Genomic DNA, 24926 nt, shown 5'->3' on the forward strand with positions numbered 1-24926 from the left:
TTTTAATTTTTATTTGGTACTCTAAACAAATACGTTTTATTATTAATTATTATTTTAATAGTATCTTTTTTAATTTTTCTTAAAGATTCTTTTGTTCCAACTATTTTATGAAAACGGAAAATGTTATTTGTGTCTATTTCTTTTTTTAAATTAGAATGATAAGATGATTTAAGGATTAAATAATCTGAAGGGATTTTTATACTCTTTAAAATTCCAAATTTAGTTGAACTGATTTCAATATTATAATCATTTTTAGAAATTGAGTTTTTTGATAAAAAATTAAGATCAGCAATTAATATATTTCTTTTTTTATTTCCAAAAAAATGAATGTAACTTAAATAAACATCAATAGAATCATTTTTATATTTTATGATGCTGTTTTTATTTATATCTAAAACACTGTTTATTTCTTTGTATTTATGTGATATTGCTTGTGGACAACCATATAACACTATTAAAAAAAATAATAAGAGATGTGGTTTAGCAATAATTTTCTTCACCATAAGTTAAAGCTAATGTTTCTGTATGATGTTCTGTATGATGAGCAGTCCACATAATAATTTCTCTAATAGTCATCTTACCCATTAATGGATGTGGAATTAGCAAAGTATCCAAATTTATGTCGCTTATTTTTTTAGTTTTATATTGTAGTTTTTTATTTTGGATTTGTAAACGTGTCAATAACCTTTCTCTTTCTTTTAAAGTTGGTTTTTTTAATTTTTGATTAAATACTCTTGCTCTGTCACTGTTTTCAAGTAATTTATTTTGATATTTTTTAGCGACAACCTCATAACTTCTAGTATCTCGATTGCAAGTACCGAATTTATATTTTAAGAAAAACCTTGGGTAACTCAAAGCATTATTTAAAGCTTGTAAACTATCTACCAAATGCTGAATATGCTGACCAGTTGTCCATTTTCCATCTGGACCTTTTTCCCAAATATCTTTTGGCTGATTTTCTAACCAATTAAATAATACTTTATGTTTTTCTTCTAGTAAACCAATAATTTCTTCTTTATCCATTAATTGTTTGATTAAAGTTTAAATATAAGGAAAATTTGATGCACTTAATCCATAAGAAATAAGCGCATTTTACAAATAAGCAGATATTGTTAAAACCAACATAGATAATGCAGCAAGAATAAAGACTAAAGGCAGAACAAACTTTAACCATTTATCATAACTTACTTTTACTATTGCCAAAGAAGCTAAAATTAACCCAGTTGGATTTATAAAATTGAATAAACCCATACCATATAAATATGCGTTTACAACTAATTCTCTTCCAACTCCAACACCATCTGCTAATGGAGATAAAACAGGCATCGTTAAAACTGCCATTCCAGAAGAAGAAGGAATAAAAAATGATAAGCCACTGTAGACATACATCATTACGTTTATAAAAATTCCTTTATGCATTCCTTCAGTTAAATTGCTAGAATAGTATAGTAAAGTATCACTAATTAAGCCATCTTCCATTAAAATAGTAACACCTCTTGCAAGTCCAATTATAAAAGCAACACTTAATAATTCGTTAGCACCTTTAATAAAAGTATTTACAAAAACAGTTTCGTTAATTTTTGATATAAATCCAATTAAAACAGCAGCTACAAAAAATACAGCAGTCATTTCTAAAAACCACCAATCTAGATTACTAACTCCATAAACCATCACCATAAATGATGTTATAAAAATTAGTAATACTAATTTTAGTTTTGTGGTAAATTCAAAAGTTGCTGAAGAGTTTTCATACAAGAATAACTTTTCAATTTCATTTTTTTGATTAAAAATTATAGATTTAGATGGGTTTTTCTTCACTCTTTGCGCATATCTAATAATGTATAAAATACAGATAATTAAACCCAAGGCCAACATTGTAATTCGCCCATTTATACCAGTTGTCCAATTAACTCCTGCAGAATTAGAAGCAATAATAGTACTAAAAGGATTTATGGTTGATGCCATTGTTCCTATGGAAGAACCAATGTAAATACAAGCCAAGGCAACAATAGCATCATATTTTGCGGCTAAAAAAATGGGAATTAAAATAGGATAGAAAGCAATTGTTTCTTCGGCCAAACCAAAAGTAGTTCCACCTAAAGCAATTAAAGTAGTTACAATAATAATTAAGGTAAATTCTTTGCCTTCTAATAATTTTGAGAGCCTAGTAATTCCGGCTTCAAAAGCTCCAGTATAATTTACAATAGCAATTAAACCGCCAATAAAGAGTACTAAAATAATAATATCTGCAACTTGAATAATTCCTTTTAAAGGAGCTAATACAAAAGCCTTAAATCCTTGCGGATTTGATTCTAATTTTTGATAAGTTCCAGGAATACTAATAGGCTTATAAATTGCCCCAGAAGTAAAATTTTCTAACGGTATTTTTACTTCTAGCGTGGCAAGTGTTTCTTGTGTTGCTGGTAGTTTTATGGTTTTTTCTAAACTACTTCTAGTAAACGAATTGTCTTCTTTACTATAAGACAATCTATCATATTGTCCAGATGGTATTAACCAAGTTAATAAAGCTACTAAAGCGGCAATTATTAACAAAACACTTTGTGCGCTTGGAAATTTAAGTTTCTTCATATTTAAAATTGAATTTTAAATAGATAAAGATACTTTTTTAAAATTATTTTTCAGGAATAAATTCTAAAGCAATTCCATTTATACAATGTCTTTTACCTGTTGTTTCTTCTGGACCATCATCAAAAGAATGCCCTAAATGTCCACCACAAGTATTACATTTTAATTCAGTTCTTGCGTAACCAATTTTATAGTCTACATCTAATTCTACATTTCCTTTTATGGCTCTATCAAAAGATGGCCAACCTGTACCAGAATCAAATTTATGTTCAGATTTATACAAAGCTGTTTTACAAGCGGCACAAACATAAGTTCCATATTTATAATTTTTATTTAACGGACTCGTAAAAGCTCTTTCTGTACCAGCTTCGCGTAAAACGTAATATTGTTTATCCGTTAACTGTTTTTTCCATTCAGCATCCGTTTTTACAACTTTATATGTTTTCTTATCTTTAGAAGAAGTTTGTGCTTTACTAGAACAACTTACTATTACTGCTAATATTAGAAATGAGATTATTTTTTTCATATGTCTTTATATAGTTTAATTTTATGATTTTTTCTATTGTTTATGTAGACGAATTAACAAAGCAATACTTACATAATAATTAAAGGTAATGGTATTTTTCTTATAGATTTTATTTGGCTTGTTTTTTTATAAAGTCAGATAAAATTCCTTTTGAGCACAAATGGTATTAATAAAATTTATAAATTGCTGCCGACAAATTATCAACATTAAAAAAAATATAAGATGAAAAAAATAGCCTTTTTGCTTTTAACAGTTTTTCTTTTCACAGAATGTAGTAAAGTGCCAATTACAGGTAGAAGTAGAGTTAATTTTGTAAGTGATGCACAAGTGTTACCTGCAAGTTTTGCTCAATACAGTAGTTTCTTACAAGAGAATAAATTATCTACAAACAGAACAATGACAAACCAAATTAAAGGGGTTGGAAAAAATATTTCTGCAGCTGTAGACCGTTTTATGCGAGCTAATAATATGGTTAGTGAAGCAGATTCTTACAGATGGGAATTTAATTTAGTAGAAGATAAAACAGTAAATGCTTGGTGTATGCCAGGAGGAAAAGTTGTTTTTTACACAGGTATTATGCCAATATGCGCAAATGAAGATGGTGTTGCAGCTGTTATGGGACATGAAGTTGCACATGCTTTTGCAAAACATGGTCAAGAAAGAATGTCTCATGGACAATTACAGCAAATAGGTGGTTTAGCCGTTGCATTGGGAACATCAGGAAAAAACCCACAAACACAACAAATATGGAATACTGCTTTTGGTATTGGTTCTGGTTTAGGGATGCTAAAATTTAGCAGAACACATGAACAAGAAGCAGATAGATTAGGTTTGGTTTTTATGATTATGGCAGGTTATAACGGAACTGAAGCAGCAGAAGTTTGGGTAAGAATGAGTGAGAAATCTGGAGGAAGTTCTCAACCAGAAATTTTAAGTACACACCCATCTAACGCATCAAGAATTCAAGATTTGCGTAATTATTTACCAACAGCAAAAAAGTATGCGCAAAAGTTTAATACACAAGGAAGGACTAAATAAAAAAATAGTTTTACTATATTGTGAGCCGTTCAATTTTAATTGAACGGCTTTTTTATTAAATAGAAACTATGTTAAAAATTGGTGATAAGAAATTAATAAATGCTTGGGCATTTTACGATTGGGCAAATTCCGTATATTCTTTAGTAATAAGTACTGCTGTTTTTCCTCTTTTTTACAGCGCAATTACAGATGGCAAAACTGTAAATTTTCTTTGGATGAAATGGGATTATCCAGATACTTTGTATAGCTATGCTTTGTCTTTTTCTTTTTTAGTAGTAGCATTTATGTCGCCTATATTATCTGCAATTGCAGATTACACAGGAAACAAATTAAAATTCATGAAATTCTTCTGTTGGTTAGGAGGTTTATCTGTCATTAGCATGTATTTCTTTGAAGATATTAGTACTGCTTGGGTTGGAATTATTTGTACTGTTTTAGCCAGTATTGGTTTTTGGTCTAGCATTGTTTTCTATAATTCATATCTACCTGAAGTTGCACATCCAGAACAGCAAGATGCTGCAAGTGCTAAAGGGTTTATTCATGGTTATATTGGCTCAATTATATTGTTGTTGTTTAGTTTGGGAATGATTTTATATCCCGCAACTTTTGGTTTCGATTTAAGTATTCCAGATACAATTTTAGCTAATGGAAACGAGGCAGAAATAACTGCAGCTTTAGAAAGTGCAAAAGATGCAGCTTCTTTAAAGGCAATGCGTATATCTTTTGTAATGGTAGGTCTTTGGTGGATTGGATTTGCTCAAATAACTTTTAAGAAATTACCAAATAATGTTCATAATAGAAAGCCAGAAAAAGATTATATATGGAAAGGTTTTAAAGAACTTAAAAAGGTTTGGTATGAGTTAAAGAATTACCCAACTTTAAGAAATTTCTTGATTGCGTTTTTCTTATTAAGTGTTGGTGTACAGATAATTATTTTGTTGGCTACTATTTTTGGTTCTTCAGAATTAGGATTAGGAACTATTAATTTAATTGTAACAGTTTTGTTGATTCAAGTTGTTGCTATTTTTGGTGCTTGGTTTTTTTCTAGATTATCTTCTAAAGTAGGAAACCTTAAAGCAATTAAAATAACTATATTTATTTGGATTCTAGTTTGTTTTAGCGCCTTTTTACTAGAAAAAGATTTACCAAATGTGGACTTATATTTTTACGCTTTGGGAGGTTTATTAGGTTTAGTTTTGGGTGCAATACAGTCTTTAACTAGATCTACTTATTCTAAATTATTGCCAAAAACACATGATAATGCAACTTATTTTAGTTTTTATGATGTTACTGAAAAAATAGCGATTGTTTTGGGGACTTTTGTATTTGGCTTCTTAATTTATTTAACAGATTCAATGCAATGGAGTGTACTTTCTTTAGCCTTATTTTTTGTTGCTTCTTTAATTGTTTTAAGCAGATTGAAAAAAACAGAACATGTTCGTTAATAAAAAACTTTACGAATCAATATAAAAACGAAAATCAATATTGAATACCCTATAAAAAAAGGAATGATAAATTCTTTTAAATTGAAAACTAACAATACACTTATTATTAGTAATTGAAACCCCAAACCAAAAGTAGAAACTAAAGACATTAACCAATTAGGAAAAGGTTTTCCTTTGGGAGCATTTTTATCTAAAGCATAAATTATTTCATCAAAAATGCCATATAAAGCTTTGTAAATAAAGTACAGTATTGTAACATTTTTTTGCTTTTCTCCAGGCAAAGCAATAGGAGTAGAGTCTTCAAAAATTCTACTTGTAGTATCGCCTTCGAATCTATTTCTTAAAATTACGTAGTAATAATTGTATAAAGTTCCTTGTAATTGAATTCCGAAAAAAGCTAATAAAGTCCACCAAATACTAACTTCTGTTACATACCAAAGTGTCATGAAAATGATGAAATTCAGAATAATATCTGATACTGAATCTAAAAAACGACCTGTATAAGAAGGAGTTTCTTTAATTCTGGCAAGTTCGCCATCTGCAGCATCTAAAATTGATTTAAAAATTAAGAAAAAAGCTGCTGCCCAATAATATGTTGAAACAATACAATAAACACCTATTAAACCAGAGATAACAAATGCAATGGTTACATCTACTGGTGTAAATGAAGTTGATTTTAAGGAATTTGCAATGATTCTTGCAATTGGTCTTCCATAATCGGACAAATCTATAAATTGATGTTTTTTTGGTAATTTAGACATAAAAATGCTTTATAATTCGAGCATTTTTATCACTTTATAAAGATCTAAAACAGCACAGTTTAATTTCTGCAAAAATAAAAAAGTGTTACGATTAAGTAACACTTTTTTACCATTATTATTTATGATGTTAAATTGCAAAGTTCAAACCAAAAACAATGTTTCTACCTTGATTTAGAATACCATCACTTTTTAATCTCGATAAATGATTGATGTATTTTTTATCCAATAAATTATTTACAGAAACCGAAGTTGAGAATTTTACATTGTTAATTGAAAAATCTCCTCCAAAACCTAAATTTAATAAATTGTAACTATCTGTTGTCGTTTCAAATGTATTGATATTTTCTTGAGCAAAAGTACTCTGTAAACTAATAGAAGTATAGCCTTGTTGCAACCAATTACCAATTGTAAATTCTGTTCTAAAAGTATTTTTCCAAGTATTTGCAGGTATTAAAGGTAAATAATCACCATTGTTTTGTTTACCAATTACGGTTTCAAATGTACTTTCTAAATGCAACCAATCTAATGGATGAGGATGTAAGTGAAAGCCAAATTCTCCTCCATATAATTTAGCATCTTCTTGTATATATGTAAAAACTTGTTCACCATCTTCAATTTCATTTGTTGGAGAAATATAAATATAATCATTTAAATGATTGTAGAAACCATTTGCAAATAACTCAAAATGTTCTGTTTTATATTCTAAAGAAATATCTATTTGTGTGTTTTTTTCATTGGTTAAATTACTATTTCCTTTTTCGAATCTATTGGTTCCATGATGAACTCCATTAGAACTTAATTCCGCCAAGTTTGGCGCTCTAAAACCAGTTGCAACATTAATTCTTGTGGTAATTGCATCTGTAATAGCTGTTTTAAAACCTAAAGAAGTTGTAAAACTATTGTAAGACTTATCAATAGCTTCAAAAACATGCGAATCTCCTTCATGGATAATTTCCATTCTATCTGTAGAAATTTGTCTATTATCAAAACGAATTCCTGCTTGTAAAGTACTTTTATTCCAAACATAATTAGCAGTTGTAAAAACTCCAAAATCATTTACATTTGCATCAGGAATTAAAATTTCTTCACCAAAATTTGTATTTGTTTGTTGCAAACCTTGTACTCCAGAAAGAATTTCCAAATTACCGATTTTTGGGAAATGATATTTTGCGTTGTAACTAAACGTTTTTAATTTCATTCTTAAGGCAGCTTCTTCATGTTCCTCATGTTCTTCGTCATCATGATCTTCATCTTCATCATGGTCTTCATGTTCTTCATGCTCTTCAAACTCTTGTCTGTCATTTAAAGTATATCCTAAATCAACATCTAATTTAGAGTTTCCAAAAAAGAAATGATTGTGAGAACTTAATATATGATTATCAATCAATTGAAAAGGCTCTAAAAGATCTGTACTTGTAGATTGTTCTGCAATTCCTTCAGTTAAACCTAATTTAGAACGGTTGAAGTTATATCGCAATTCAGATGTAAAGTTGTTTTTAGAATACGCAATTCCTGTTTTAAAATCTTTCTCATTAAAACGAGTATTGGTTACTCTTTCATCTGTAGGAATTTTATAATCTGAATGATTTGCATACGTTCCTCTTGCTAAAAACTTCCAGTTTTCTTTGGATATTTTTCCTCCAACTGAAGTATTTGTTCCTAAAGTATTTCCAAAAAAACGTTGACTTAAATTAAATTCTGAATTATTTTCTGATGCAAATTTCTCAGGGTTTAAGTACAAAACACCACCCAAAGCATCAGATCCATAGAGTAGAGAAGCAGGTCCTTTTATAACTTCTACACTGCTAATTCCTGCATCGTTAATTCCTAAACCATGTTCGCCACCAAATTGTTGGTTTTCTAAACGGATTCCTTGTGTGTAAACTAAAACTCTATTTCCGCTTAAACCTCTAATTACAGGTTTTCCTATGGAACTTCCAGTAGAAATTTGTGATACTCCAGCAATGTTTGTAATCCCTTCTGATAGGGTTGTAGCTCCTAATTTTTTTATAGATTTTGCATCTAAACGTTCCACTTTCATTACATTTTCTGATTGTAATTTATTAAAAGGTGTGGAAACTATAATTTCATCAATTTCAAAAAATGTTTCTTCTAATTGAATATTTAATTCTTTGTTTTCTGAATTGATGTCAATTACTTTAGATACTGTTTTAAAACCTAAATAAGTATATGTTATTTTAATTTTCCCATTTGGTACATTATTAAATTTATACATTCCTTTTTCATCGGAAACTGTTCCTTTATGGATTTCCTGAATGTAAATTTCAACGTTTTCTAACGGATTGTTTTGTATGTCTGTAATTTTTCCTGAAATGCTATTTTGAGCACTTACAGAGAAACTCGCTATTAAAAATAGCAGTTTTATAAATGATTTCATTGATGTTTTTTTACTAATTAAAAAATAGTGTTCATTATTTTATGTTGAAACAATCTTTTAAAAAAAAGACATATTTCATCATACATTTTTATAATGATAATTTGGTTTTAAATAGTAAAATTTGGTGGGCCTCTTGTAGTTTTTATAGACTGATAAATCTCTTTAGAAACTTGAGGCTTATCAATAAAAATAGATGTGTAAAAATGTGTTGGTATTACATCGTAATTAGATGCAATATTTGTAGAAAAAACATTTAGTTGTTTGTGAATTTCATCACAATCTAAATCTTGCGCATGAATGTGCTGATCACCAACTGAAGTACAAATAGTATGTTCATGATTTTCTAATTCATGCATCACTTGTATTGATGTTGGAATCATCAACAAAAACAAGAAAATAAAACTGATATGTCTTTTAAATTTTTTGATATTATTTTTTCTTTCTGATTCTTAAGTTCAGCATTTCTACACCTAACGAAAATGCGATTGCAAAATACAAATATCCTTTAGGAATTGCTCCCACAGATTTGTTAAAAATTTCAGTATGCGATAAATGTGCACCTTCTGTAATTAACATAAAACCGATTAATATTAAGAAAGATAATGCCAACATTTGTATGGTTGGATTCCTATTTACAAAACTACTAATAGAGTTTGCAAAAACCATCATAATCAATATAGAGACAATTACTGCAATAACCATAATTATTAGTGCGCCATCAACTCCATTTGTCATTCCAACAGCAGTTAAAATACTATCGAAAGAGAAAACGATATCAATTAAAATAATTTGGATAATTACACTTGTAAATGAGATTTTTTTTGGAGATTTTATGACTTCATCTTCATTAGTACCTTCCATTTTTTCTCTAATTTCTTTTGTGCTTTTGTATAAAAGAAATAGACCTCCAAGAAATAAAATAATGCTTTGTCCTGTTAATCCTGTCTTAAACCAACCTGTCTCGATTTCTAAAAACGGATCTTTTAAAGCAATTAAATAAGAGACTCCAAACAGTAATATAATTCTAGTAATCATTGCCAAAGCCAAACCTAATATAGTCGCTTTTTTAACCTGATTTTCTGGCAATTTATTTGCTGAAATAGATATAAAAATAATATTATCGATTCCTAAAATAATTTCAAGAAAAGTTAATGTTAGTAAGGCAACCCAAGTATCTGCGTGTGCAAAAATTTCCATTTTATTTTACTTTATAAATAGTACCATCTGTTGCAAATTTACTGAAGCCAATTTTTGCTGTAAAATTATAAGAGTCTTCTGTAACATTTGTAATTTGAACGTAAATTGGATCTTTATCCAATTCTTTTTTTGGCGACTTCATTTTTAAGGTATAAAAGAAATTGTTTTTCCATTTGATATACAAAGTATCAATATGTTTTATTCTTTTTACACCAGAAGTACTATCATTAGAAATAGAAACAATCTTTTCGTATTCTTCAATTTGAAGACTGTCTTTTCTAGTAATGATAGTTTTACTATAACTGTCTCCAGCAGGAATTTCGAAAACGCCAACTTTAAATCTATCAGAATTATCTTTAATATCTGATTGACAAGATGTGAAATTTAGAAGTAAGAAGCAAGAAGCAAGAAGCAAGACTAGAATATTTCTTGCTAATTTTTCTTTTTTCTTTTCTCTTTTTTCTTTTTTCTTCATTTATATTCCAGTATAATTAGCAGGTGTAATAGCCTTTAATTCTTCTTTAATTTCTTGTGAAACTTCTAAAGTATCAATAAAATTAGCAATCGATTTCTGATTGATTTTCTCATTCGTTCTCGTTAATCCTTTTAAAGCTTCATAAGGATTTGGATACGCTTCACGTCTTAAAATTGTCTGAATTGCCTCTGCAACAACAGCCCAATTATTTTCTAAATCGTCTTCAAATTTTTGTTTGTTTAACAATAATTTATTCAAACCTTTTAAAGTTGAAGTAAAAGCAATAATTGTATGTCCAAAAGGTACACCAACATTACGTAAAACTGTACTATCAGTTAAATCTCTTTGTAAACGAGAAATTGGTAATTTAGCAGATAAATGCTCGAAAATTGCATTTGCCAATCCTAAATTTCCTTCAGAATTTTCAAAATCAATCGGGTTTACTTTGTGTGGCATTGCAGAAGAACCAACTTCACCAGCCTTAATTTTTTGCTTAAAATAATCCATAGAAACATAGGTCCAGAAATCTCTGTCTAAATCAATGATGATTGTATTGATACGTTTTAAAGTATCGAACAACGCAGCCATATGATCGTAATGTTCTATTTGTGTTGTTGGAAAAGAATGTTGTAAACCTAATTTTTCTTGAACAAATTCGCTTCCAAATTCTTTCCAATCAATTGAAGGATAAGCAACTTTATGCGCATTAAAATTACCAGTTGCACCACCAAATTTAGCAGCACTAGGTATGTCATTTAATAAATTGAATTGTTCTTTTAAACGAACTACAAAAACTTCTATTTCTTTTCCTAAACGTGTTGGAGAAGCTGGTTGACCATGCGTTCTTGCCAACATAGAAATATCTTTCCATTCAATTACTAATTCTTGTAATTTTTCTAAAAGTTCAAAATAATGAGGCACATAAACATCATTCATTGCTTCTTTAATAGATAAAGGTACAGCAGTATTATTTATGTCTTGAGATGTTAAACCAAAGTGAATAAATTCTTTGTGTTTTTGTAAACCTAAAGCATCAAATTTTTCTTTGATAAAATACTCAACAGCTTTTACATCATGATTTGTAACTTTCTCAATATCTTTAATTTTCTGTGCGTCTTCAGCAGTAAAATCTGTATAAATTTTACGTAAATCTTCAAATAAATTATTGTCGAAATCTGCTAATTGAGGCAAAGGAATTTCACATAGAGCAATAAAATACTCGATTTCTACGCGAACTCTGTATTTAATTAAAGCTTCTTCAGAAAAATAGTTTGCTAAATTTTCAATTTTACCTCTGTATCGTCCATCAATAGGAGAGATGGCATTAAGTTTTGTTAAGTTCATTTTTTGTTGTGTTGTAAGCAACAAAAATAAGGATTAAAACACATTTATTAATGCGATTTCTGGTGTTTTTCAATCATTTTTAAAATAAATTTTCCTCGTGCTTTGCAACCTTTGCTTTCATGTATAATTTTAGTTTCTATTAAGTGTTTTAATTCAGGATGAATCCACTCTTTTTCTAAACCAAAAAAATATAAAGTATTCATTGTATATGCTCTTACAGCTATTTTTTGAGGGGTAATTAACCAATCGAAACCAGTTTCTACAATTGTGTTAATATGTTTAATTGAGAGATTTTTTTTAACCCCATTTTCATTTTTTGAATAATATGCTGTAGCTAAATGTTCGCAAATTTTTGCACAAGGTCTAATTGCACTGTCGAATTTTAGGTTCTTAATTTTATTAGAAAATTCATCTAAATGTGGAAGTATCCAATTTAAATGATGATGTGTGCAAATCCATTCTAAAATCCAAGCTGCTTTTATAGAAACCTTATTATTAACATCAAAAGTTATGGTAACCAATTCTTTAAATAAATCTTTGTTTTCTAATACAATATTTGCAACTCTTTCTCGGTTTTCCCTTTTAGGGTTCTCCATATTATTGAGTTGTTCTGTTACAAAAAGTAGATTTGTTTTTGGCACTATTAATGTATATTTGTATTAAAATACTATTGAAATGATAAATATAAAAAGACTGTTTTTTGTTTTAGCATTTTTCGCTTGTTTTTTTACTAGTGAAGATTCTAATGCACAAAAAATCAATCAATTTGATAAAAATAAAAAAAGAACTGGTGTTTGGAAAAAGTATTATCCAAATAAAAGAATAAGATATTCTGGTAAATTTAAAAATGGAAAAGAAGTTGGTGTTTTTAAATTCTATGATATCACACAATCTGATCATCCTGTTATTATAAAAACTTTTTTTGAAGATTCAGATTCTTTATTTGTTCAATTTTATACTTTAAGCGGTAAAATTGAAACAGAAGGCGTTTTAAATGGCAAAAAAAGAACAGGAAATTGGAAATATTTTTATCCAGATGGAACTTTACTGTCTGAAGAAAACTACAAAGATGGTAAGCTAGAAGGTGAGCAATTAATTTATTACCCAGATGGACAAGTAACAGAATTTGCTATTTACAAAGATGGCTTGTTAGATGGTGTTTGTAGTAAATATTCTAGTAAAGGAATTTTAATTGAAGAAATAACATACGAAAATGGTAAGCCAAATGGTTTAGCACAGTATTTTGAATTGAATGGAAATTTAAAAGAAACGGGCCATTATAAAAACGGAAAAAGAGTAGGAGAATGGGAGTATTATATGGATGGAGAAATTGCAAGTGATGAAGTTAAAAAAGAAAAGAAAAAATCTACTTATACTAAAAAGAAAGATAATTAGTCCTTTCGATTTTAAAGTTTTCTTTATTTAAAAGCATTATTTTCAACATAACTCAAATCAATAACAACATCAATTCTTTCAATTAGTAAAACCATTTCTAATTTGTAACTTTGCATCCTCAAAAATAAATAATGAAAAGAGTAGTTGTTGGTCTTTCTGGTGGAGTAGATTCTAGTGTTACAGCACATTTATTAAAGGAACAAGGTTATGAAGTTATTGGGCTTTTTATGAAAAATTGGCACGATGATTCTGTAACTATTTCTAATGAATGTCCTTGGTTAGAAGATAGTAATGATGCTATGATTGTTGCCGAAAAACTAGGAATTCCTTTTCAAGTAGTAGATTTAAGTGAGCAATATAAAGACAGAATTGTAGATTATATGTTTGCTGAATACGAAAAAGGAAGAACTCCAAATCCAGATATTCTTTGCAACCGAGAAATTAAGTTTGATGTTTTTATGGACATCGCTTTAAAATTAGGTGCAGATTATGTTGCAACGGGTCATTATTGCAGAAAAGGAGAAGAAATTATAGATGGCAAGCCAGTTTATAAATTATTAGCAGGTAAAGATGGTAATAAAGATCAATCTTATTTCTTATGTCAACTTTCTCAACAACAATTAGCAAAAGCATTATTTCCAATTGGTGAATTATTAAAGCCAGAAGTGAGAGAAATAGCAAAAAAAGCTGATTTAATTACTGCAGAAAAGAAAGATTCTCAAGGTTTGTGTTTTATTGGTAAAGTTCGTTTACCAGAGTTTTTACAACAAAAATTACAGCCAAAAGAAGGAGTCATTGTAACAATTCCTGCAGATTTTTCTGATTATACAAAACCGGCTCCAAAGTTTGAAAATAAAGAAGTAGAACTTAAATATTTTTCAACAAAATTTTCCTACAATAAAGAGGATGGAAAAGTTGTTGGGAAGCATCAAGGTGCACATTATTTTACTAAAGGTCAACGTAAAGGACTTAATGTTGGTGGAACAAAAGAAGCATTATATGTCATTGAAACTGATGTTGTAGAAAATGTAATTTACACTGGTGAAGGTAAAAATCATACAGGTTTGTATAGAAATGTATTGTTTGTTTCTAACGAAGAAATCCATTGGATTCGAGAAGATTTAGCTTTAGAAAACGGAGAAACCATGCAAGTTGAAGCCAGAATTAGATATAGACAAGTTTTAGAAAAAGCTACTTTACACAAAGTTGAAAGTGGTTTGTATGTAGAGTTTGAAAACAAACAATCTGCCATACAAGAAGGTCAGTTTGTAGCTTGGTACCTAAATGATGAATTGCTAGGTTCTGGTGTAATATCTTAAAAAGCTTTTTTTAAGGATTATAAATTCATATTTTTATACTTTAAAGTAGAAATATGAAAAAAATACTATTCCTTTTTTCTTTTTTAATTTTTTCACCTCTTTTTTCTCAACAAGAAGAAGCATGGTTATTTTTAAAAGATAAACCAAACAAAGACTCTTTTTTAGAAAATCCATTAACAATGCTTACTCAAAGAGCATTAGATAGAAGAGAAATACAAAATATTGCTTTAGATTCTTTAGATGTTCCTGTTGATGAAAATTATTATAATCAATTAAAAAATGAATCTACAATTACTGTTTTAGCAAAATCTAAATGGCTAAATGCTGTGCATGTAATTGCTACAGAAAGCCAGATTAATGATTTAATTACAAACTATACTTTTATAGATCATATAGAATTTGCAAATAAATCTTTAAACAGAAGCGGAAAAAAACAGCAAAAAACTATTACTCCAAATCATCATCAAAAATTTAACGAAATAGAAACTACTTTTGTTTACGGAGATTCAGAAAATCAGATTAAAATGTTAAAAGGAGAGTTTCTTCATGAGCAAGGTTTAACTGGTGGAAATCAACATATAGCAGTTATAGATGCAGGTTTTCCTAATGTAAATACGTTAGCTGCATTTAAAAGGTTAAGGGATAATAATCAAATTTTAGGAGGATATGATTTTGTAGAAAGAAAAGCTGAATTTTATACAGGACATAATCACGGAACAAATGTTCTGTCTACTATTGGAGGTTATTTAGAAGATGAATTTGTAGGGTCTGCACCAGATGCTTTTTTTTATTTATTTAGAACAGAAGATGCTTCTAGAGAAGTTCCTTTAGAAGAAAGTTTATGGGTAGAAGCTGCTGAAAGAGCAGATAGTTTAGGAGTAGATGTTATTAATACTTCTTTAGGCTACACTACTTTTGATGAAGCAAAATACAATTATTCTTATGCAGATATGGATGGTAAAACGACTTTTATTTCGAGAGGAGCAGAAATAGGAAGTTCTAGAGGAATGTTATTAGTTGTTTCTGCAGGAAATGAAGGGAATAAAGATTGGAAATACATTTCTGCACCTGCAGATGCTACTTCAGTTATTACTGTTGGGGCAGTAGATGCATCAGGAAATATTGCCGGATTTAGTTCTTATGGACCAAGTTCAGATGGAAGAATAAAACCGGAGATTTTGGCACAAGGTCAAAACCCAGCATTAATAAATCATACTACAGGTGAGGTAGTTACTACATCTAGTGGAACTTCATTTTCAGGACCAATTATAGCTGGTCTTATTGCTTGTTTAAATCAACAATTACCTGCGTTTATAAAATCTTCTGGCAAGAAATCTTCTGATACTAATTATCACACAAATTTAAAAAGAGGTGTTTACGAATCTGCAGATAAATATAGCAATCCTTTAGAACAACATGGTTATGGAATTCCTAATTTTGAAGTAGCACAACAAATATATTTTTCTTTGTATCCAGCTTCAGTAAATGATAATTTACTTTCAGATTTTAGTATTTATCCAAATCCAGTAAATAACTCATTTATAATAGATTCGAAAAATTTAAATATTGAAGAATTCAATATTCAGATATATACTATTTTAGGAAAGAAAGTTGTTGAAAAATCAAAAATATTTACAAATACAATTGATGTATCCTATTTAGAAAGTGGCATTTATTTGTTGAAAATCCAAAAAGGAAATCAACATAAAACCCTAAAGTTGATTAAGAATTAATGGAAAATAAAATCACAAAACTTTTCAAAATAAAATATCCAATTATCCAAGGAGGAATGATTTGGGTTTCTGGTTATAAATTAGCTTCAGCAGTTTCTAATGCTGGTGGTTTAGGTTTAATTGGTGCAGGATCTATGTATCCTGAAGTTTTAAGAGAACATATTCAGAAATGCAAAAAAGCTACAGATAAACCTTTTGGTGTAAATGTGCCAATGTTATATCCAGATATAGAAAAAATTATGGATATTATTGTTGAAGAAGGAGTGAAGATTGTTTTTACTTCTGCAGGTAACCCAAAAACTTGGACTTCTTTTTTAAAAGAGAAAGGAATTACAGTTGTACATGTTGTGAGTTCTGTAAAATTTGCATTAAAAGCAGAATTAGCAAGTGTAGATGCTGTGGTTTGTGAAGGTTTTGAAGCTGGTGGACATAATGGAAGAGAAGAAACTACTACGTTTACTTTAATTCCAATGGTTAAAGAACAGGTAAAAATCCCTGTAATTGCTGCTGGAGGAATTGGTTCTGGTAGAGGAATGTTAGCTGCTATGATTTTAGGAGCAGATGCTGTACAAATTGGAAGTAGGTTTGCTGCTACTGAAGAATCTTCTGCTCATATAAATTTTAAAAATACAATTATTGATGTTAAGGATGGAGATACACAAGTCACTTTGAAAGAGTTAGCTCCTGTGCGTTTGGTTAAAAATAAATTCTTTAATGAGGTGCAAGAGTTGTATAAACAAAATCCATCAATAGAAGATATTAGAGATTTGTTAGGAAGGGCAAGAGCAAAAAAAGGAATGTTTGAAGGTGATTTAGATAATGGCGAGTTAGAAATTGGTCAAATAGCAGGATTAATACATGAAATAAAACCTGCAAAGGAAGTTTTAAACAGTATTATTAAAGAATTTAATGAAGTTAAGTCTATAGTCTGTAGTATCTAAAGGCGATTAAGAAAATAATTGTTAATTTTTTTGTTTTATTAATTTATTTGGCATTATCTTTGCAATTCAATAAACGTTGTTAGTAATTAAACAAACAACATATTTAATTTTATTATAATGAATAAAGGTACCGTAAAATTTTTCAATGAATCTAAAGGATTCGGATTCATCACTGAAGAAGGAACAAACAAAGAACATTTTGTACATGTGTCAGGATTAGTTGACGAAATTCGTGAAAACGATGAAGTTGAATTCGACTTACAAGATGGAAGAAAAGGATTAAACGCAGTAAACGTAAGAGTTATATAATTATATATTACTAGTTAATTTTTTATCTAAAAGCCTATCATAATTGATAGGCTTTTTTTATTTTCGATTTTATATATAATTAATTATGATTGACGGCAGACAAAGAAAAAATGTAAAGGTTGGTTTATTTGTAGAAATTATTCAAAAACCACATCAAAGAACTGGAGAATTAACAGAAGGTGTAATTGCTAAAATTCTAACTAAATCTACAAATCATCCATATGGAATAAAAGTACAGTTAGAATCTGGTATTGTAGGTAGAATAAAAAATATAATTGAATAGTTGTTAATTTAACTATTTAATTGGAATCTTAATTTCGTATTCTTTTCTGCTCTTGTTATTAAGTTTGTTTTCTCTTAACCAAGCATTGTGTAGTTTTAGTTCTTTGTAAGTAATGCCAAATTTTTTCGCAAATAAAGCAATGTTTGTAATAACAGTATCTACTTTAACAGTTTTAGTTTCAGGTAATGTGTATAAATCAGATTCATCAAAAACAAAACCATATTTTTTAGGATTAGATATTACTTCTTTTAAAGCAATAATTCTAAAAACATACCTTTCTGTTTCATCTGGTAAAAGAGCGTCATAATAACTATCTACTTGTTGGGTTTCTAAACGTTTAGAAACACCATAATTTCCAGCATTATATGCAGCAGCTGCTAATGTCCAAGAGCCCAAACGTTCTCTAGATTTCTTTAAATACTCTGCAGCAACCATTGTAGACTTTTCTATATTATAACGTTCATCTACATTACTATTTATTTCTAATCCGTATTCTTTACCAGTAGCTTTCATAAAATGCCACATTCCTGCAGCCCCAGCTGAAGAAGTTTCATCTATAAAAGCACTTTCTGCCAATGCTAAAAATTTAAAATCGTCTGGTAAACCATATTTTTCTAATAATGGTTCTAAAATAGGAAAATATTTGTTGGCTCTTTTTATAAGTAATAAACCATTAGATTGCCAATATGTATTTACTAATAATTCTCTATCCATTCTTTCTCTAATATCAGGAATTTCAATAGGAACTCTTTCTCCAGCAAGATTTAAGTTTGTAGGAAGTTTTATGGCTTTTATATTATAAGTCTTATGGGTACTTGGTTTTGGATCAGATTCAGATTTGTCTATTGCATTAATAAACGTAACTGTAATAACTGTAATACTTAAAAGCGATAATATTCTTAATGATTTTTTCATAGATTTTTCAATTTACATCCTAAAAATAAGGAAATGACTTGGTTTTAAAAAGTTAAACTTTCGTCAATAATTTTAGATATTTTTTTTGCTTTTGTAAGAATCATTACATGAGTTCCTCCTTTAATTTCAATAGCATCTTTTATATGTTTTATTGGAAAAACATGATCTTTTGTACCATGAATGTGTACTAAATTTTCTTTAGGTTTATCTTGTTTCCAATTTAAAACACTACTAATAGACCAATTTAAGTATGTTTTTCCTCTAACGGATAAATATTTTTTATAGATTTTTGCTCTTTTCTTTAAAGATTTACCTAGAAAATACTTTGCATAATCTTCAAAATTAGTAACAATATTTGTTGGAAAAAACTTGTAGGCTTTTGTGAACTTTGCCATTTTAAATCTTTTCGGTAATTCATCTGAAGTTTTAACACTAGAAATAATAATTACTTTTTTTGCATCTATAAAATTACTAATTTCTTGTACCATAATTCCACCAAAAGAAACACCTACTAAAACAGGATTTTCCTCTTTAATTTCATCAGACATTCTCATGGCGTAATTAGAAATACTCTCTTCTAAAGCTAGAGGTTTTATCCATTTTAAATAATGAAATGTATATTTTTCTGGAGATAGTTCTAGGTGTTCAAAAATTTCTGGACCAGCAGCTAAACCAGGAACAAAATAAATAGGGATTTTTGTCATTATTCAATCAGTTTTTTTTCTAATAAAATTTCATCTAAAGATTCGTAAGCCATTGCTAATTCATCTGGCACATTTTTCCACAATTTAATTTCAATTTCTTTATTATTATGTGTAATAAATGTACTTGGGAAATCTGCAATAGATTTGTCTATAAAAGTATCAAAATAAGTGCCAAAAGAGGTTTTTAAGAAACTCTCTTTAACTTTTTTCAATTGCTTTTCTGTAAGTGTAAACTCTGTAATTCCTTTGGTTGGAACATTTTCAATTCCGTTAAATATAACTTTTCCATTTTTAAAGAAGATTACATCAAAAACAGGGCAATCTCCAGAACAGTGTGTTTTTCTAACTTTTACAAAAGTGTTTTCTGCAATGTCTTTTATTTTTTCTACGGCTTCTTCAGAATTTATTTCTACGGATGAAAAAACATTTGAAGTCAATAACCTTTCTATCCAAAAATCTTTTTTTTCAATTGGAACTTTTATTGAAGCAACTTTTAGGTTTTTATTATCAATAATTAAATCTTCCCAAACTAAACTACTATTTTCTATTAACGCTTTTGCGTTGGTAACATTTTTCGGGTTTTTTAGAACGATTAAAAGGTTTTCTTGAGTTTTAAGAACAGGTTCTTTCTTCATATCATCTATAACAGTATTATCTTCTATAATTGTCTTTTTTGGGGTAGTGGTTTCAACTTTGCTTTTTGGTTGATCACAACTTAAGGCTAATACAAAAAAAAGGAATAAGAAATATTTCATAATATTTTTTTTAGTTCTTAAATGGTAGCTAGATTCTTTTCAAAATTGAAACGAACCAAACCATCTTCATCTATTTCTGTTAAGGTAATTGTGTGTAAAGTGTTTACCAAATCTGGGTTCCAAGGAGATTTAACTTTCACATAATTCTCTGTAAATCCGTTTATATATCCTTCTTTGTTTTCGTTTTCAAACAAAACAGTTAGAGTATTTCCTAGTTGAGATTCATAAAAAGCACGTCTTTTTTTAGCTGACAATCCACGTAACATTTTACTACGTTTTGCACGTACTTTTTTTGGAACAACACCATCCATTTCTACAGCTTCAGTATTAGGTCTTTCAGAATACGTAAAAACATGCAAATAAGAAATATTCATTTCATTTAAATAGTTGTATGTTTCTAAAAACAATTCTTCTGTTTCTCCAGGGAAACCAACTATAACATCTACACCAATACAAGCATTAGGCATTACCTCTTTAATTTTAGAAACTCTATTTGTGTAGGTATTTGTTAAATATCTACGCTTCATTTTCTTTAATAATTCATCACTTCCAGATTGTAATGGAATATGAAAATGAGGAACAAAAGAATTCGATTTAGACACAAAATCTATGGTTTCATCTTTTAATAAATTGGGTTCAATAGAAGAGATTCTTAAACGGTGAATACCATCTACAGTATCTAATTCTTTTACTAAATCTAAAAAAGTATGCTCGTGTTTTTTATTTCCAAATTCACCTTTTCCATAATCGCCAATATTAACACCAGTTAAAACAATCTCTTTAATTCCTTTTGAAGAAATTTCTTTAGCATTGGTTATTACGTTTTGTAAAGTGTCACTTCTAGAAATTCCTCTAGCAAGCGGAATTGTGCAATAAGTACATTTATAATCGCAACCATCTTGTACTTTTAAAAAAGCTCTTGTTCTGTCTCCAATAGAATAGGAACCAACATAAAAATCGGCATCAGAAATTTCACATGAATGAACTTCTCCAACGTTATTTTTTGTTAAATCGTTAATATAAGAAGTAACATTAAATTTTTCAGTAGCTCCTAAAACCAAATCCACACCATCTACAGCAGCTAATTCTTCTGGTTTTAATTGCGCATAACAACCAACAGCAATTAAGAAAGCTTCGTCGTTTTTCTTTAAAGCATTTTTTACAATCGATTTAAAACGCTTGTCTGCATTGTCTGTAACGGAACATGTATTAATTACATATACGTCTGCTTTTGTATCAAAATCTACACGTTTAAAACCTTCGTTTACAAAGTTTCTTGCAATTGTAGATGTTTCCGAGAAGTTTAGTTTGCATCCTAAAGTATAAAAAGCAACTTTTTTTTCTGCATTCATTTTGCTACATTTAGAGAATGCAAAAATACAATATTATTCATGATTTTTGAGACAGAAAGGTTACTTATTAGAAAACTTATTTTAGAAGATTTAGAGTCGTTTCATAGTCTTGAAAGTAATCCTGAAGTTTTAAAATACGCTACAGGAAATGTGAAAAGTTTAGAAGAAAATAAAGTTGAATTATTAGACTTAATATCAAAATATTTGCAACCCAAAAACGATTTTTGGATTTACGCAATTATAGAAAAAATAGATATTAAATTTGTTGGAACATTGGCTTTGGTAAAAGATGGTGTTGATGATGAAATTGGCTATCGATTTTTGGAAGAATCTTGGGGAAATGGTTATGGAGCAGAAATTTGTGAAGGATTGATACAGTATTGTAAACAATTAAAAATACCAAAATTAGTTGGTTATGTTGTTGATGAAAATATTGCTTCAGCAAAAATATTAGAAAGATTTAATTTTAAAAAAGTAAAACATTTTATTAGTGAAGATATACAGTTACCAGAAACTAAATACGAATTAATTTTATGATTGTAAATACTTTAGAACCTCCTTATTACGCTGTTATTTTTACTTCTATTTTATCTAATGATATTAGTGATTACCAAAAAACAGCTGACAGAATGGAAGAACTTGCAAAATTGCAAAAAGGATTTTTAGGAATTGAGTCTGCAAGAAATGAAATAGGAATTACAGTTTCTTATTGGGAATCTTTAGATGATATTATTGCTTGGAAAAATAATATAGAACACACGGAAGCAAGAAATTTAGGGAGAGAAAAATGGTATAAAAAATACCAAGTGCGAATTTGTAAAGTAGAGAGAGAGTATAGTTTTAAAGATAATTAAAACTTACCAATTAATTTTAGAAAGTACCGGAAAGTGATCAGAATATTTTACTGTAGGAGAATTAAATTGATTTATAATTGCTCTGTTATCAGTTAATATAAAATCGATTCTCATAGGAAACCAATAATTATAAGACTTACCAAAACCTTTACCTGCTTCTACAAAAGCATCTTTTTTATCTTTAGAGATTTGGTTGTATACCCAAGAGTATGCAGTATTATTAAAATCGCCACATATTATTTTTTTACCTTTCCATTGTTTTTCATGAGCTAAAAATAATTCTAATTGATCTGCTTGTTTTTTAAACGAGTTAGACACTCTTTTTATTAATTTTTCTGAATTTTCTTCCCCAAAATTTTCTTCATTCGGTTTAATTCTTAAAGATTCTAAATGTAAGTTGTAAACTCTAATAGTGTCTTTTTCTTTAACGATATCTGTAAAAATAATATTGTTAGTTGTGTTTTTAAAGTCTAATGATCCAGAGTTAATAATTTTAAATTTCGAGTAAATTGCCATTCCAAATTTACTTTTTTCATTTTTCTTTTTAATAAATTTATAAGGAAAAGAAAGTTTTACTTTTTGTGATTGATAAAACTCTTGAATCGTTAAAACATCAGGATTCTTGCTTACTATAAAATCATAACCATTTGCATATTGTGTGGTGTCTTTTTTATTATTGAAAAAGTCAAACGATTTTACATTGTAACTCATCACTTTTAAATCATTATTTAAAGAAGAACTTTTACTAGATATTTTATAAAAGGGAGCACTAAAGTACCAACCAATTATTAATATTCCAATAGAAATTAAAAACTGTTTTTTTAGCTTTATAAGCCAATAAACAACAAAAAATATGTTTAAAATGATTAAAATTGGTACAAAGAGACTTAAAATAGCAAAAAGAGGAATTGTATTTGGTGATACAAATGGTAATAAATAAGCCAACAGTAATAGAGTTGCTAAAAAAGAGTTTATTAGATATAAAATCTTATCGAAAAAAGATAAATTTTTCATGCTAATTCTTACCTTGTTTAAATAGAAATGCCTTTTCTTCTTTAGTTAAGGTATCATAACCAGATTTACCAATTTTGTCTAAAATACTATCTATCTGTTGTTGGTTAAAAGAAGTGTTTTTTTCTTTCTTTACACTAGATTTTGGAGATTTATAAACTGTTTTTAAAGGTTTTTCTTTCTTTTTAAAAATCGTAGATAATTTATATAAAAAACCAATTTCTTTATTACTTGCTTGGTTTACGTATAAAAAACCAAAAAGAGCGCCACCTAAATGTGCAAAATGCCCACCAGCATTTCCTCCAGATAAACCTAAAAGATCTAAACCTACCCAAATTGCAGCTAAATGCCATAATTTTACATAGCCAATAAAGCGTATTTTTAATTGATAATTGGGTATGTACGTTGTTATTCCTATAAATATTGCAGATATACCAGCAGAAGCACCTACTAATAAAGAAGAACTTCCTTCAAATAAAGGAAAGTAATTATGACTTATTAAATACAACAATCCACCAAAAATTGTCCCAAAAATATAGAATGTAAGTAATTGTTTTTGCGTAAAATATTCAATAAATAAATTACCAATAAAGTAAAGTGTAATAAGGTTTAAAAGGATATGTAAAAAACCATCATGCAAGAAACCATAGGTAATAATTGTCCAAGGTTTTGTTAAGAGTGATGTAAAATTATCATCGAGAGAAAACCAATTTATCAACCAGTTTATCTCTCCTTTATATAAGTCTTGAAAAACACTAAAAAGAAGTGTAGCAATAAAAACAGCAATATTTACATAGATTAATTTTTCTACAATATTGCCCCCTTTGTAACGTGTTTTTATGTCTTCAATAAAACTCATTAATGTATTTTAAATTGATTTTTTTTCCAATACCAAGCAATTATAAAACCAATTAAAGCCCCACCAATATGTGCAAAATGTGCAACATTCCCTATAGAATATTTTGTCATTCCAAAGAATAAATCTCCTAAAATCATAACAGGAATAAAGTATTTTGCTGCTATTGGAACTGGGAAAAAAATCAATGCTAATTTTGCATCTTTAAAGAAAATACCAAATGCAACTAGTACACCATAAATTGCTCCAGAAGCTCCAACTGCTGGTGTGTGATATAAACTGTAGAATTTGTTCATTGTTTCTGCTGGTAGTTTTATAATGGTGTCATTATACTGACCAGTTGTAAGTATATTTTGAATATCTGATGCAGATAAACCCGAATTATATATTTGTTCGTAAATACTGTTAAATTGATAATAATTAACCAAAGTATAAATAATTCCAGCTCCAAGTCCGGCAGAAAAATAGAAAAACAGAAATTTATTTCTACCCCACATTTGCTCTAATGGTGTTCCAAACGCCCATAAACCATACATATTAAATAAGATGTGTGCAAAACTACCGTGCATGAACATGTGAGTAACATATTGCCAAATTCCGAAGTTTTCATTTTCAGGAAAATGCAACGCTAACATATTTGTAAAATCTAATTTTAATAATTGCGGAGCAATAAATACAATTACATTAATTATAATTAGATGTTTTATAGCGTCTGTTAGTTTGTTCATT

The 24926-nt window shown here is 28.6% G+C and carries 28 protein-coding genes; 10 read left to right on the forward strand and 18 right to left on the reverse strand.

Annotation, left to right across the window (positions count from 1 at the left end; translation table 11 throughout):
- Positions 1 to 2: 2 nt before the first annotated feature.
- The 4 genes from H9W90_RS03295 to msrB form a co-directional block, all read right to left on the reverse strand.
- Positions 3 to 503, reverse strand: a complete 501-nt coding sequence (locus H9W90_RS03295; RefSeq protein ID WP_187483040.1) for a hypothetical protein — start codon at positions 501 to 503, stop codon at positions 3 to 5.
- Positions 481 to 1023: a DinB family protein gene (locus tag H9W90_RS03300; protein ID WP_187483041.1), complete on the reverse strand. Its 543-nt coding sequence runs from the start codon at positions 1021 to 1023 to the stop codon at positions 481 to 483. Before H9W90_RS03300 ends, H9W90_RS03295 begins: the two co-directional genes overlap by 23 nt.
- Before the next feature lie 69 nt (positions 1024 to 1092).
- Positions 1093 to 2589: a YfcC family protein gene (locus H9W90_RS03305; RefSeq protein ID WP_187483042.1), complete on the reverse strand. Its 1497-nt coding sequence runs from the start codon at positions 2587 to 2589 to the stop codon at positions 1093 to 1095.
- A 43-nt stretch (positions 2590 to 2632) separates the two neighbouring features.
- Positions 2633 to 3112, reverse strand: coding sequence for a peptide-methionine (R)-S-oxide reductase MsrB (gene msrB / locus H9W90_RS03310; RefSeq protein WP_187483043.1), 480 nt, complete (start codon positions 3110 to 3112; stop codon positions 2633 to 2635).
- A 222-nt stretch (positions 3113 to 3334) separates the two neighbouring features.
- On the opposite strand from msrB, the gene H9W90_RS03315 reads away from it, so the two are divergent.
- Together H9W90_RS03315 and H9W90_RS03320 are read left to right on the forward strand one after the other, a co-directional pair.
- The gene (locus tag H9W90_RS03315; RefSeq protein WP_187483044.1) at positions 3335 to 4150 is read left to right on the forward strand and encodes a M48 family metallopeptidase; all 816 of its coding nucleotides are present in this window, start codon (positions 3335 to 3337) and stop codon (positions 4148 to 4150) included.
- A 68-nt stretch (positions 4151 to 4218) separates the two neighbouring features.
- On the forward strand, positions 4219 to 5595 hold the full coding sequence (locus H9W90_RS03320; RefSeq protein ID WP_187483045.1) for an MFS transporter: 1377 nt from the start codon (positions 4219 to 4221) through the stop codon (positions 5593 to 5595).
- Here the strand turns inward: H9W90_RS03320 and H9W90_RS03325 are convergent.
- The 7 genes from H9W90_RS03325 to H9W90_RS03355 all read right to left on the reverse strand — a co-directional run bounded on the left by H9W90_RS03325 (position 5592) and on the right by H9W90_RS03355 (position 12366).
- Positions 5592 to 6356 (reverse strand): CDP-alcohol phosphatidyltransferase family protein, encoded by a 765-nt coding sequence (locus H9W90_RS03325; RefSeq protein WP_187483046.1) that lies wholly within the window; start codon positions 6354 to 6356, stop codon positions 5592 to 5594. The genes H9W90_RS03320 and H9W90_RS03325 overlap by 4 nt on opposite strands.
- Positions 6357 to 6483: 127 nt before the next feature.
- A complete protein-coding gene (locus H9W90_RS03330) occupies positions 6484 to 8754 on the reverse strand; it encodes a TonB-dependent receptor (RefSeq protein WP_187483047.1) in 2271 nt (756 codons plus the stop codon).
- Between the two features lie 107 nt (positions 8755 to 8861).
- On the reverse strand, positions 8862 to 9134 hold the full coding sequence (locus H9W90_RS03335; protein WP_187483048.1) for a hypothetical protein: 273 nt from the start codon (positions 9132 to 9134) through the stop codon (positions 8862 to 8864).
- A 49-nt stretch (positions 9135 to 9183) separates the two neighbouring features.
- Positions 9184 to 9951, reverse strand: a complete 768-nt coding sequence (locus tag H9W90_RS03340) for a TerC family protein (RefSeq protein WP_187483049.1) — start codon at positions 9949 to 9951, stop codon at positions 9184 to 9186.
- Between the two features lies 1 nt (position 9952).
- Positions 9953 to 10426 (reverse strand): hypothetical protein, encoded by a 474-nt coding sequence (locus tag H9W90_RS03345; protein WP_187483050.1) that lies wholly within the window; start codon positions 10424 to 10426, stop codon positions 9953 to 9955.
- Complete coding sequence (gene purB / locus H9W90_RS03350) at positions 10427 to 11770, reverse strand: adenylosuccinate lyase (RefSeq protein WP_187483051.1); 1344 nt, start codon at positions 11768 to 11770, stop codon at positions 10427 to 10429. It lies immediately after the preceding gene.
- Between the two features lie 47 nt (positions 11771 to 11817).
- Entirely contained in the window at positions 11818 to 12366 is a 549-nt protein-coding gene (locus H9W90_RS03355) for a HEAT-like fold family protein (RefSeq protein WP_187483052.1), read from the reverse strand.
- Positions 12367 to 12445: 79 nt separating this feature from the next.
- Here H9W90_RS03355 and H9W90_RS03360 point away from each other — a divergent pair, with 79 nt between their 5' ends.
- The 6 genes from H9W90_RS03360 (at position 12446) to H9W90_RS03385 (ending at position 17750) form a co-directional block, all read left to right on the forward strand.
- Entirely contained in the window at positions 12446 to 13165 is a 720-nt protein-coding gene (locus tag H9W90_RS03360) for a toxin-antitoxin system YwqK family antitoxin (protein ID WP_187483053.1), read from the forward strand.
- Positions 13166 to 13296: 131 nt separating this feature from the next.
- Complete coding sequence (gene mnmA / locus H9W90_RS03365; RefSeq protein WP_187483054.1) at positions 13297 to 14484, forward strand: tRNA 2-thiouridine(34) synthase MnmA; 1188 nt, start codon at positions 13297 to 13299, stop codon at positions 14482 to 14484.
- 53 nt (positions 14485 to 14537) lie between these two features.
- A complete protein-coding gene (locus H9W90_RS03370) occupies positions 14538 to 16217 on the forward strand; it encodes a S8 family serine peptidase (RefSeq protein ID WP_187483055.1) in 1680 nt (559 codons plus the stop codon).
- On the forward strand, positions 16217 to 17158 hold the full coding sequence (locus tag H9W90_RS03375) for an NAD(P)H-dependent flavin oxidoreductase (RefSeq protein ID WP_187483056.1): 942 nt from the start codon (positions 16217 to 16219) through the stop codon (positions 17156 to 17158). The genes H9W90_RS03370 and H9W90_RS03375 overlap by 1 nt, the downstream gene beginning before the upstream one ends.
- Before the next feature lie 117 nt (positions 17159 to 17275).
- The gene (locus H9W90_RS03380) at positions 17276 to 17467 is read left to right on the forward strand and encodes a cold-shock protein (RefSeq protein WP_077809452.1); all 192 of its coding nucleotides are present in this window, start codon (positions 17276 to 17278) and stop codon (positions 17465 to 17467) included.
- A gap of 85 nt (positions 17468 to 17552) precedes the next feature.
- Positions 17553 to 17750: a YwbE family protein gene (locus tag H9W90_RS03385; RefSeq protein WP_187483057.1), complete on the forward strand. Its 198-nt coding sequence runs from the start codon at positions 17553 to 17555 to the stop codon at positions 17748 to 17750.
- A gap of 12 nt (positions 17751 to 17762) precedes the next feature.
- On the opposite strand, the gene H9W90_RS03390 is transcribed toward H9W90_RS03385, so the two are convergent.
- The 4 genes from H9W90_RS03390 to mtaB are packed head-to-tail and all read right to left on the reverse strand — an operon-like array spanning position 17763 to position 21476.
- The gene (locus H9W90_RS03390; protein WP_187483058.1) at positions 17763 to 18665 is read right to left on the reverse strand and encodes a lytic transglycosylase domain-containing protein; all 903 of its coding nucleotides are present in this window, start codon (positions 18663 to 18665) and stop codon (positions 17763 to 17765) included.
- Between the two features lie 44 nt (positions 18666 to 18709).
- Positions 18710 to 19369 carry an alpha/beta hydrolase gene (locus H9W90_RS03395; protein WP_187483059.1) on the reverse strand — a complete coding sequence of 220 codons (660 nt, stop codon included), beginning with the start codon at positions 19367 to 19369 and terminating at the stop codon, positions 18710 to 18712.
- Complete coding sequence (locus H9W90_RS03400) at positions 19369 to 20124, reverse strand: DUF6438 domain-containing protein (protein ID WP_187483060.1); 756 nt, start codon at positions 20122 to 20124, stop codon at positions 19369 to 19371. Before H9W90_RS03400 ends, H9W90_RS03395 begins: the two co-directional genes overlap by 1 nt.
- Before the next feature lie 17 nt (positions 20125 to 20141).
- Complete coding sequence (gene mtaB / locus H9W90_RS03405) at positions 20142 to 21476, reverse strand: tRNA (N(6)-L-threonylcarbamoyladenosine(37)-C(2))-methylthiotransferase MtaB (RefSeq protein ID WP_187483061.1); 1335 nt, start codon at positions 21474 to 21476, stop codon at positions 20142 to 20144.
- A gap of 39 nt (positions 21477 to 21515) precedes the next feature.
- Between mtaB and H9W90_RS03410 the strand changes: the two genes are divergently transcribed.
- A complete protein-coding gene (locus H9W90_RS03410) occupies positions 21516 to 22013 on the forward strand; it encodes a GNAT family N-acetyltransferase (protein ID WP_187483062.1) in 498 nt (165 codons plus the stop codon).
- Positions 22010 to 22330: an antibiotic biosynthesis monooxygenase family protein gene (locus H9W90_RS03415; RefSeq protein ID WP_187483063.1), complete on the forward strand. Its 321-nt coding sequence runs from the start codon at positions 22010 to 22012 to the stop codon at positions 22328 to 22330. The genes H9W90_RS03410 and H9W90_RS03415 overlap by 4 nt, the downstream gene beginning before the upstream one ends.
- A gap of 3 nt (positions 22331 to 22333) precedes the next feature.
- On the opposite strand, the gene H9W90_RS03420 is transcribed toward H9W90_RS03415, so the two are convergent.
- The 3 genes from H9W90_RS03420 to H9W90_RS03430 are packed head-to-tail and all read right to left on the reverse strand — an operon-like array spanning position 22334 to position 24925.
- Positions 22334 to 23344 (reverse strand): endonuclease/exonuclease/phosphatase family protein, encoded by a 1011-nt coding sequence (locus tag H9W90_RS03420; RefSeq protein ID WP_187483064.1) that lies wholly within the window; start codon positions 23342 to 23344, stop codon positions 22334 to 22336.
- Position 23345: 1 nt separating this feature from the next.
- Positions 23346 to 24200, reverse strand: a complete 855-nt coding sequence (locus tag H9W90_RS03425; protein ID WP_187483065.1) for a rhomboid family intramembrane serine protease — start codon at positions 24198 to 24200, stop codon at positions 23346 to 23348.
- Positions 24200 to 24925, reverse strand: a complete 726-nt coding sequence (locus H9W90_RS03430) for a rhomboid family intramembrane serine protease (RefSeq protein WP_187483066.1) — start codon at positions 24923 to 24925, stop codon at positions 24200 to 24202. The genes H9W90_RS03425 and H9W90_RS03430 overlap by 1 nt, the downstream gene beginning before the upstream one ends.
- Between the last annotated feature and the right edge of the window lies 1 nt (position 24926).

The sequence above is a fragment of the Polaribacter pectinis genome (assembly GCF_014352875.1).
In the GTDB taxonomy this organism is placed as follows: Bacteria; Bacteroidota; Bacteroidia; order Flavobacteriales; family Flavobacteriaceae; genus Polaribacter; species Polaribacter pectinis.

Coding starts and splice junctions, on each gene's coding strand:
- H9W90_RS03295 (WP_187483040.1), bottom strand. CDS start 503: ATGGTGAAGAAAATTATTGCTAAACCACATCTCTTATTATTTTTTTTA.
- H9W90_RS03300 (WP_187483041.1), bottom strand. CDS start 1,023: ATGGATAAAGAAGAAATTATTGGTTTACTAGAAGAAAAACATAAAGTA.
- H9W90_RS03305 (WP_187483042.1), bottom strand. CDS start 2,589: ATGAAGAAACTTAAATTTCCAAGCGCACAAAGTGTTTTGTTAATAATT.
- msrB (WP_187483043.1), bottom strand. CDS start 3,112: ATGAAAAAAATAATCTCATTTCTAATATTAGCAGTAATAGTAAGTTGT.
- H9W90_RS03315 (WP_187483044.1), top strand. CDS start 3,335: ATGAAAAAAATAGCCTTTTTGCTTTTAACAGTTTTTCTTTTCACAGAA.
- H9W90_RS03320 (WP_187483045.1), top strand. CDS start 4,219: ATGTTAAAAATTGGTGATAAGAAATTAATAAATGCTTGGGCATTTTAC.
- H9W90_RS03325 (WP_187483046.1), bottom strand. CDS start 6,356: ATGTCTAAATTACCAAAAAAACATCAATTTATAGATTTGTCCGATTAT.
- H9W90_RS03330 (WP_187483047.1), bottom strand. CDS start 8,754: ATGAAATCATTTATAAAACTGCTATTTTTAATAGCGAGTTTCTCTGTA.
- H9W90_RS03335 (WP_187483048.1), bottom strand. CDS start 9,134: ATGATTCCAACATCAATACAAGTGATGCATGAATTAGAAAATCATGAA.
- H9W90_RS03340 (WP_187483049.1), bottom strand. CDS start 9,951: ATGGAAATTTTTGCACACGCAGATACTTGGGTTGCCTTACTAACATTA.
- H9W90_RS03345 (WP_187483050.1), bottom strand. CDS start 10,426: ATGAAGAAAAAAGAAAAAAGAGAAAAGAAAAAAGAAAAATTAGCAAGA.
- purB (WP_187483051.1), bottom strand. CDS start 11,770: ATGAACTTAACAAAACTTAATGCCATCTCTCCTATTGATGGACGATAC.
- H9W90_RS03355 (WP_187483052.1), bottom strand. CDS start 12,366: ATGGAGAACCCTAAAAGGGAAAACCGAGAAAGAGTTGCAAATATTGTA.
- H9W90_RS03360 (WP_187483053.1), top strand. CDS start 12,446: ATGATAAATATAAAAAGACTGTTTTTTGTTTTAGCATTTTTCGCTTGT.
- mnmA (WP_187483054.1), top strand. CDS start 13,297: ATGAAAAGAGTAGTTGTTGGTCTTTCTGGTGGAGTAGATTCTAGTGTT.
- H9W90_RS03370 (WP_187483055.1), top strand. CDS start 14,538: ATGAAAAAAATACTATTCCTTTTTTCTTTTTTAATTTTTTCACCTCTT.
- H9W90_RS03375 (WP_187483056.1), top strand. CDS start 16,217: ATGGAAAATAAAATCACAAAACTTTTCAAAATAAAATATCCAATTATC.
- H9W90_RS03380 (WP_077809452.1), top strand. CDS start 17,276: ATGAATAAAGGTACCGTAAAATTTTTCAATGAATCTAAAGGATTCGGA.
- H9W90_RS03385 (WP_187483057.1), top strand. CDS start 17,553: ATGATTGACGGCAGACAAAGAAAAAATGTAAAGGTTGGTTTATTTGTA.
- H9W90_RS03390 (WP_187483058.1), bottom strand. CDS start 18,665: ATGAAAAAATCATTAAGAATATTATCGCTTTTAAGTATTACAGTTATT.
- H9W90_RS03395 (WP_187483059.1), bottom strand. CDS start 19,369: ATGACAAAAATCCCTATTTATTTTGTTCCTGGTTTAGCTGCTGGTCCA.
- H9W90_RS03400 (WP_187483060.1), bottom strand. CDS start 20,124: ATGAAATATTTCTTATTCCTTTTTTTTGTATTAGCCTTAAGTTGTGAT.
- mtaB (WP_187483061.1), bottom strand. CDS start 21,476: ATGAATGCAGAAAAAAAAGTTGCTTTTTATACTTTAGGATGCAAACTA.
- H9W90_RS03410 (WP_187483062.1), top strand. CDS start 21,516: ATGATTTTTGAGACAGAAAGGTTACTTATTAGAAAACTTATTTTAGAA.
- H9W90_RS03415 (WP_187483063.1), top strand. CDS start 22,010: ATGATTGTAAATACTTTAGAACCTCCTTATTACGCTGTTATTTTTACT.
- H9W90_RS03420 (WP_187483064.1), bottom strand. CDS start 23,344: ATGAAAAATTTATCTTTTTTCGATAAGATTTTATATCTAATAAACTCT.
- H9W90_RS03425 (WP_187483065.1), bottom strand. CDS start 24,200: ATGAGTTTTATTGAAGACATAAAAACACGTTACAAAGGGGGCAATATT.
- H9W90_RS03430 (WP_187483066.1), bottom strand. CDS start 24,925: ATGAACAAACTAACAGACGCTATAAAACATCTAATTATAATTAATGTA.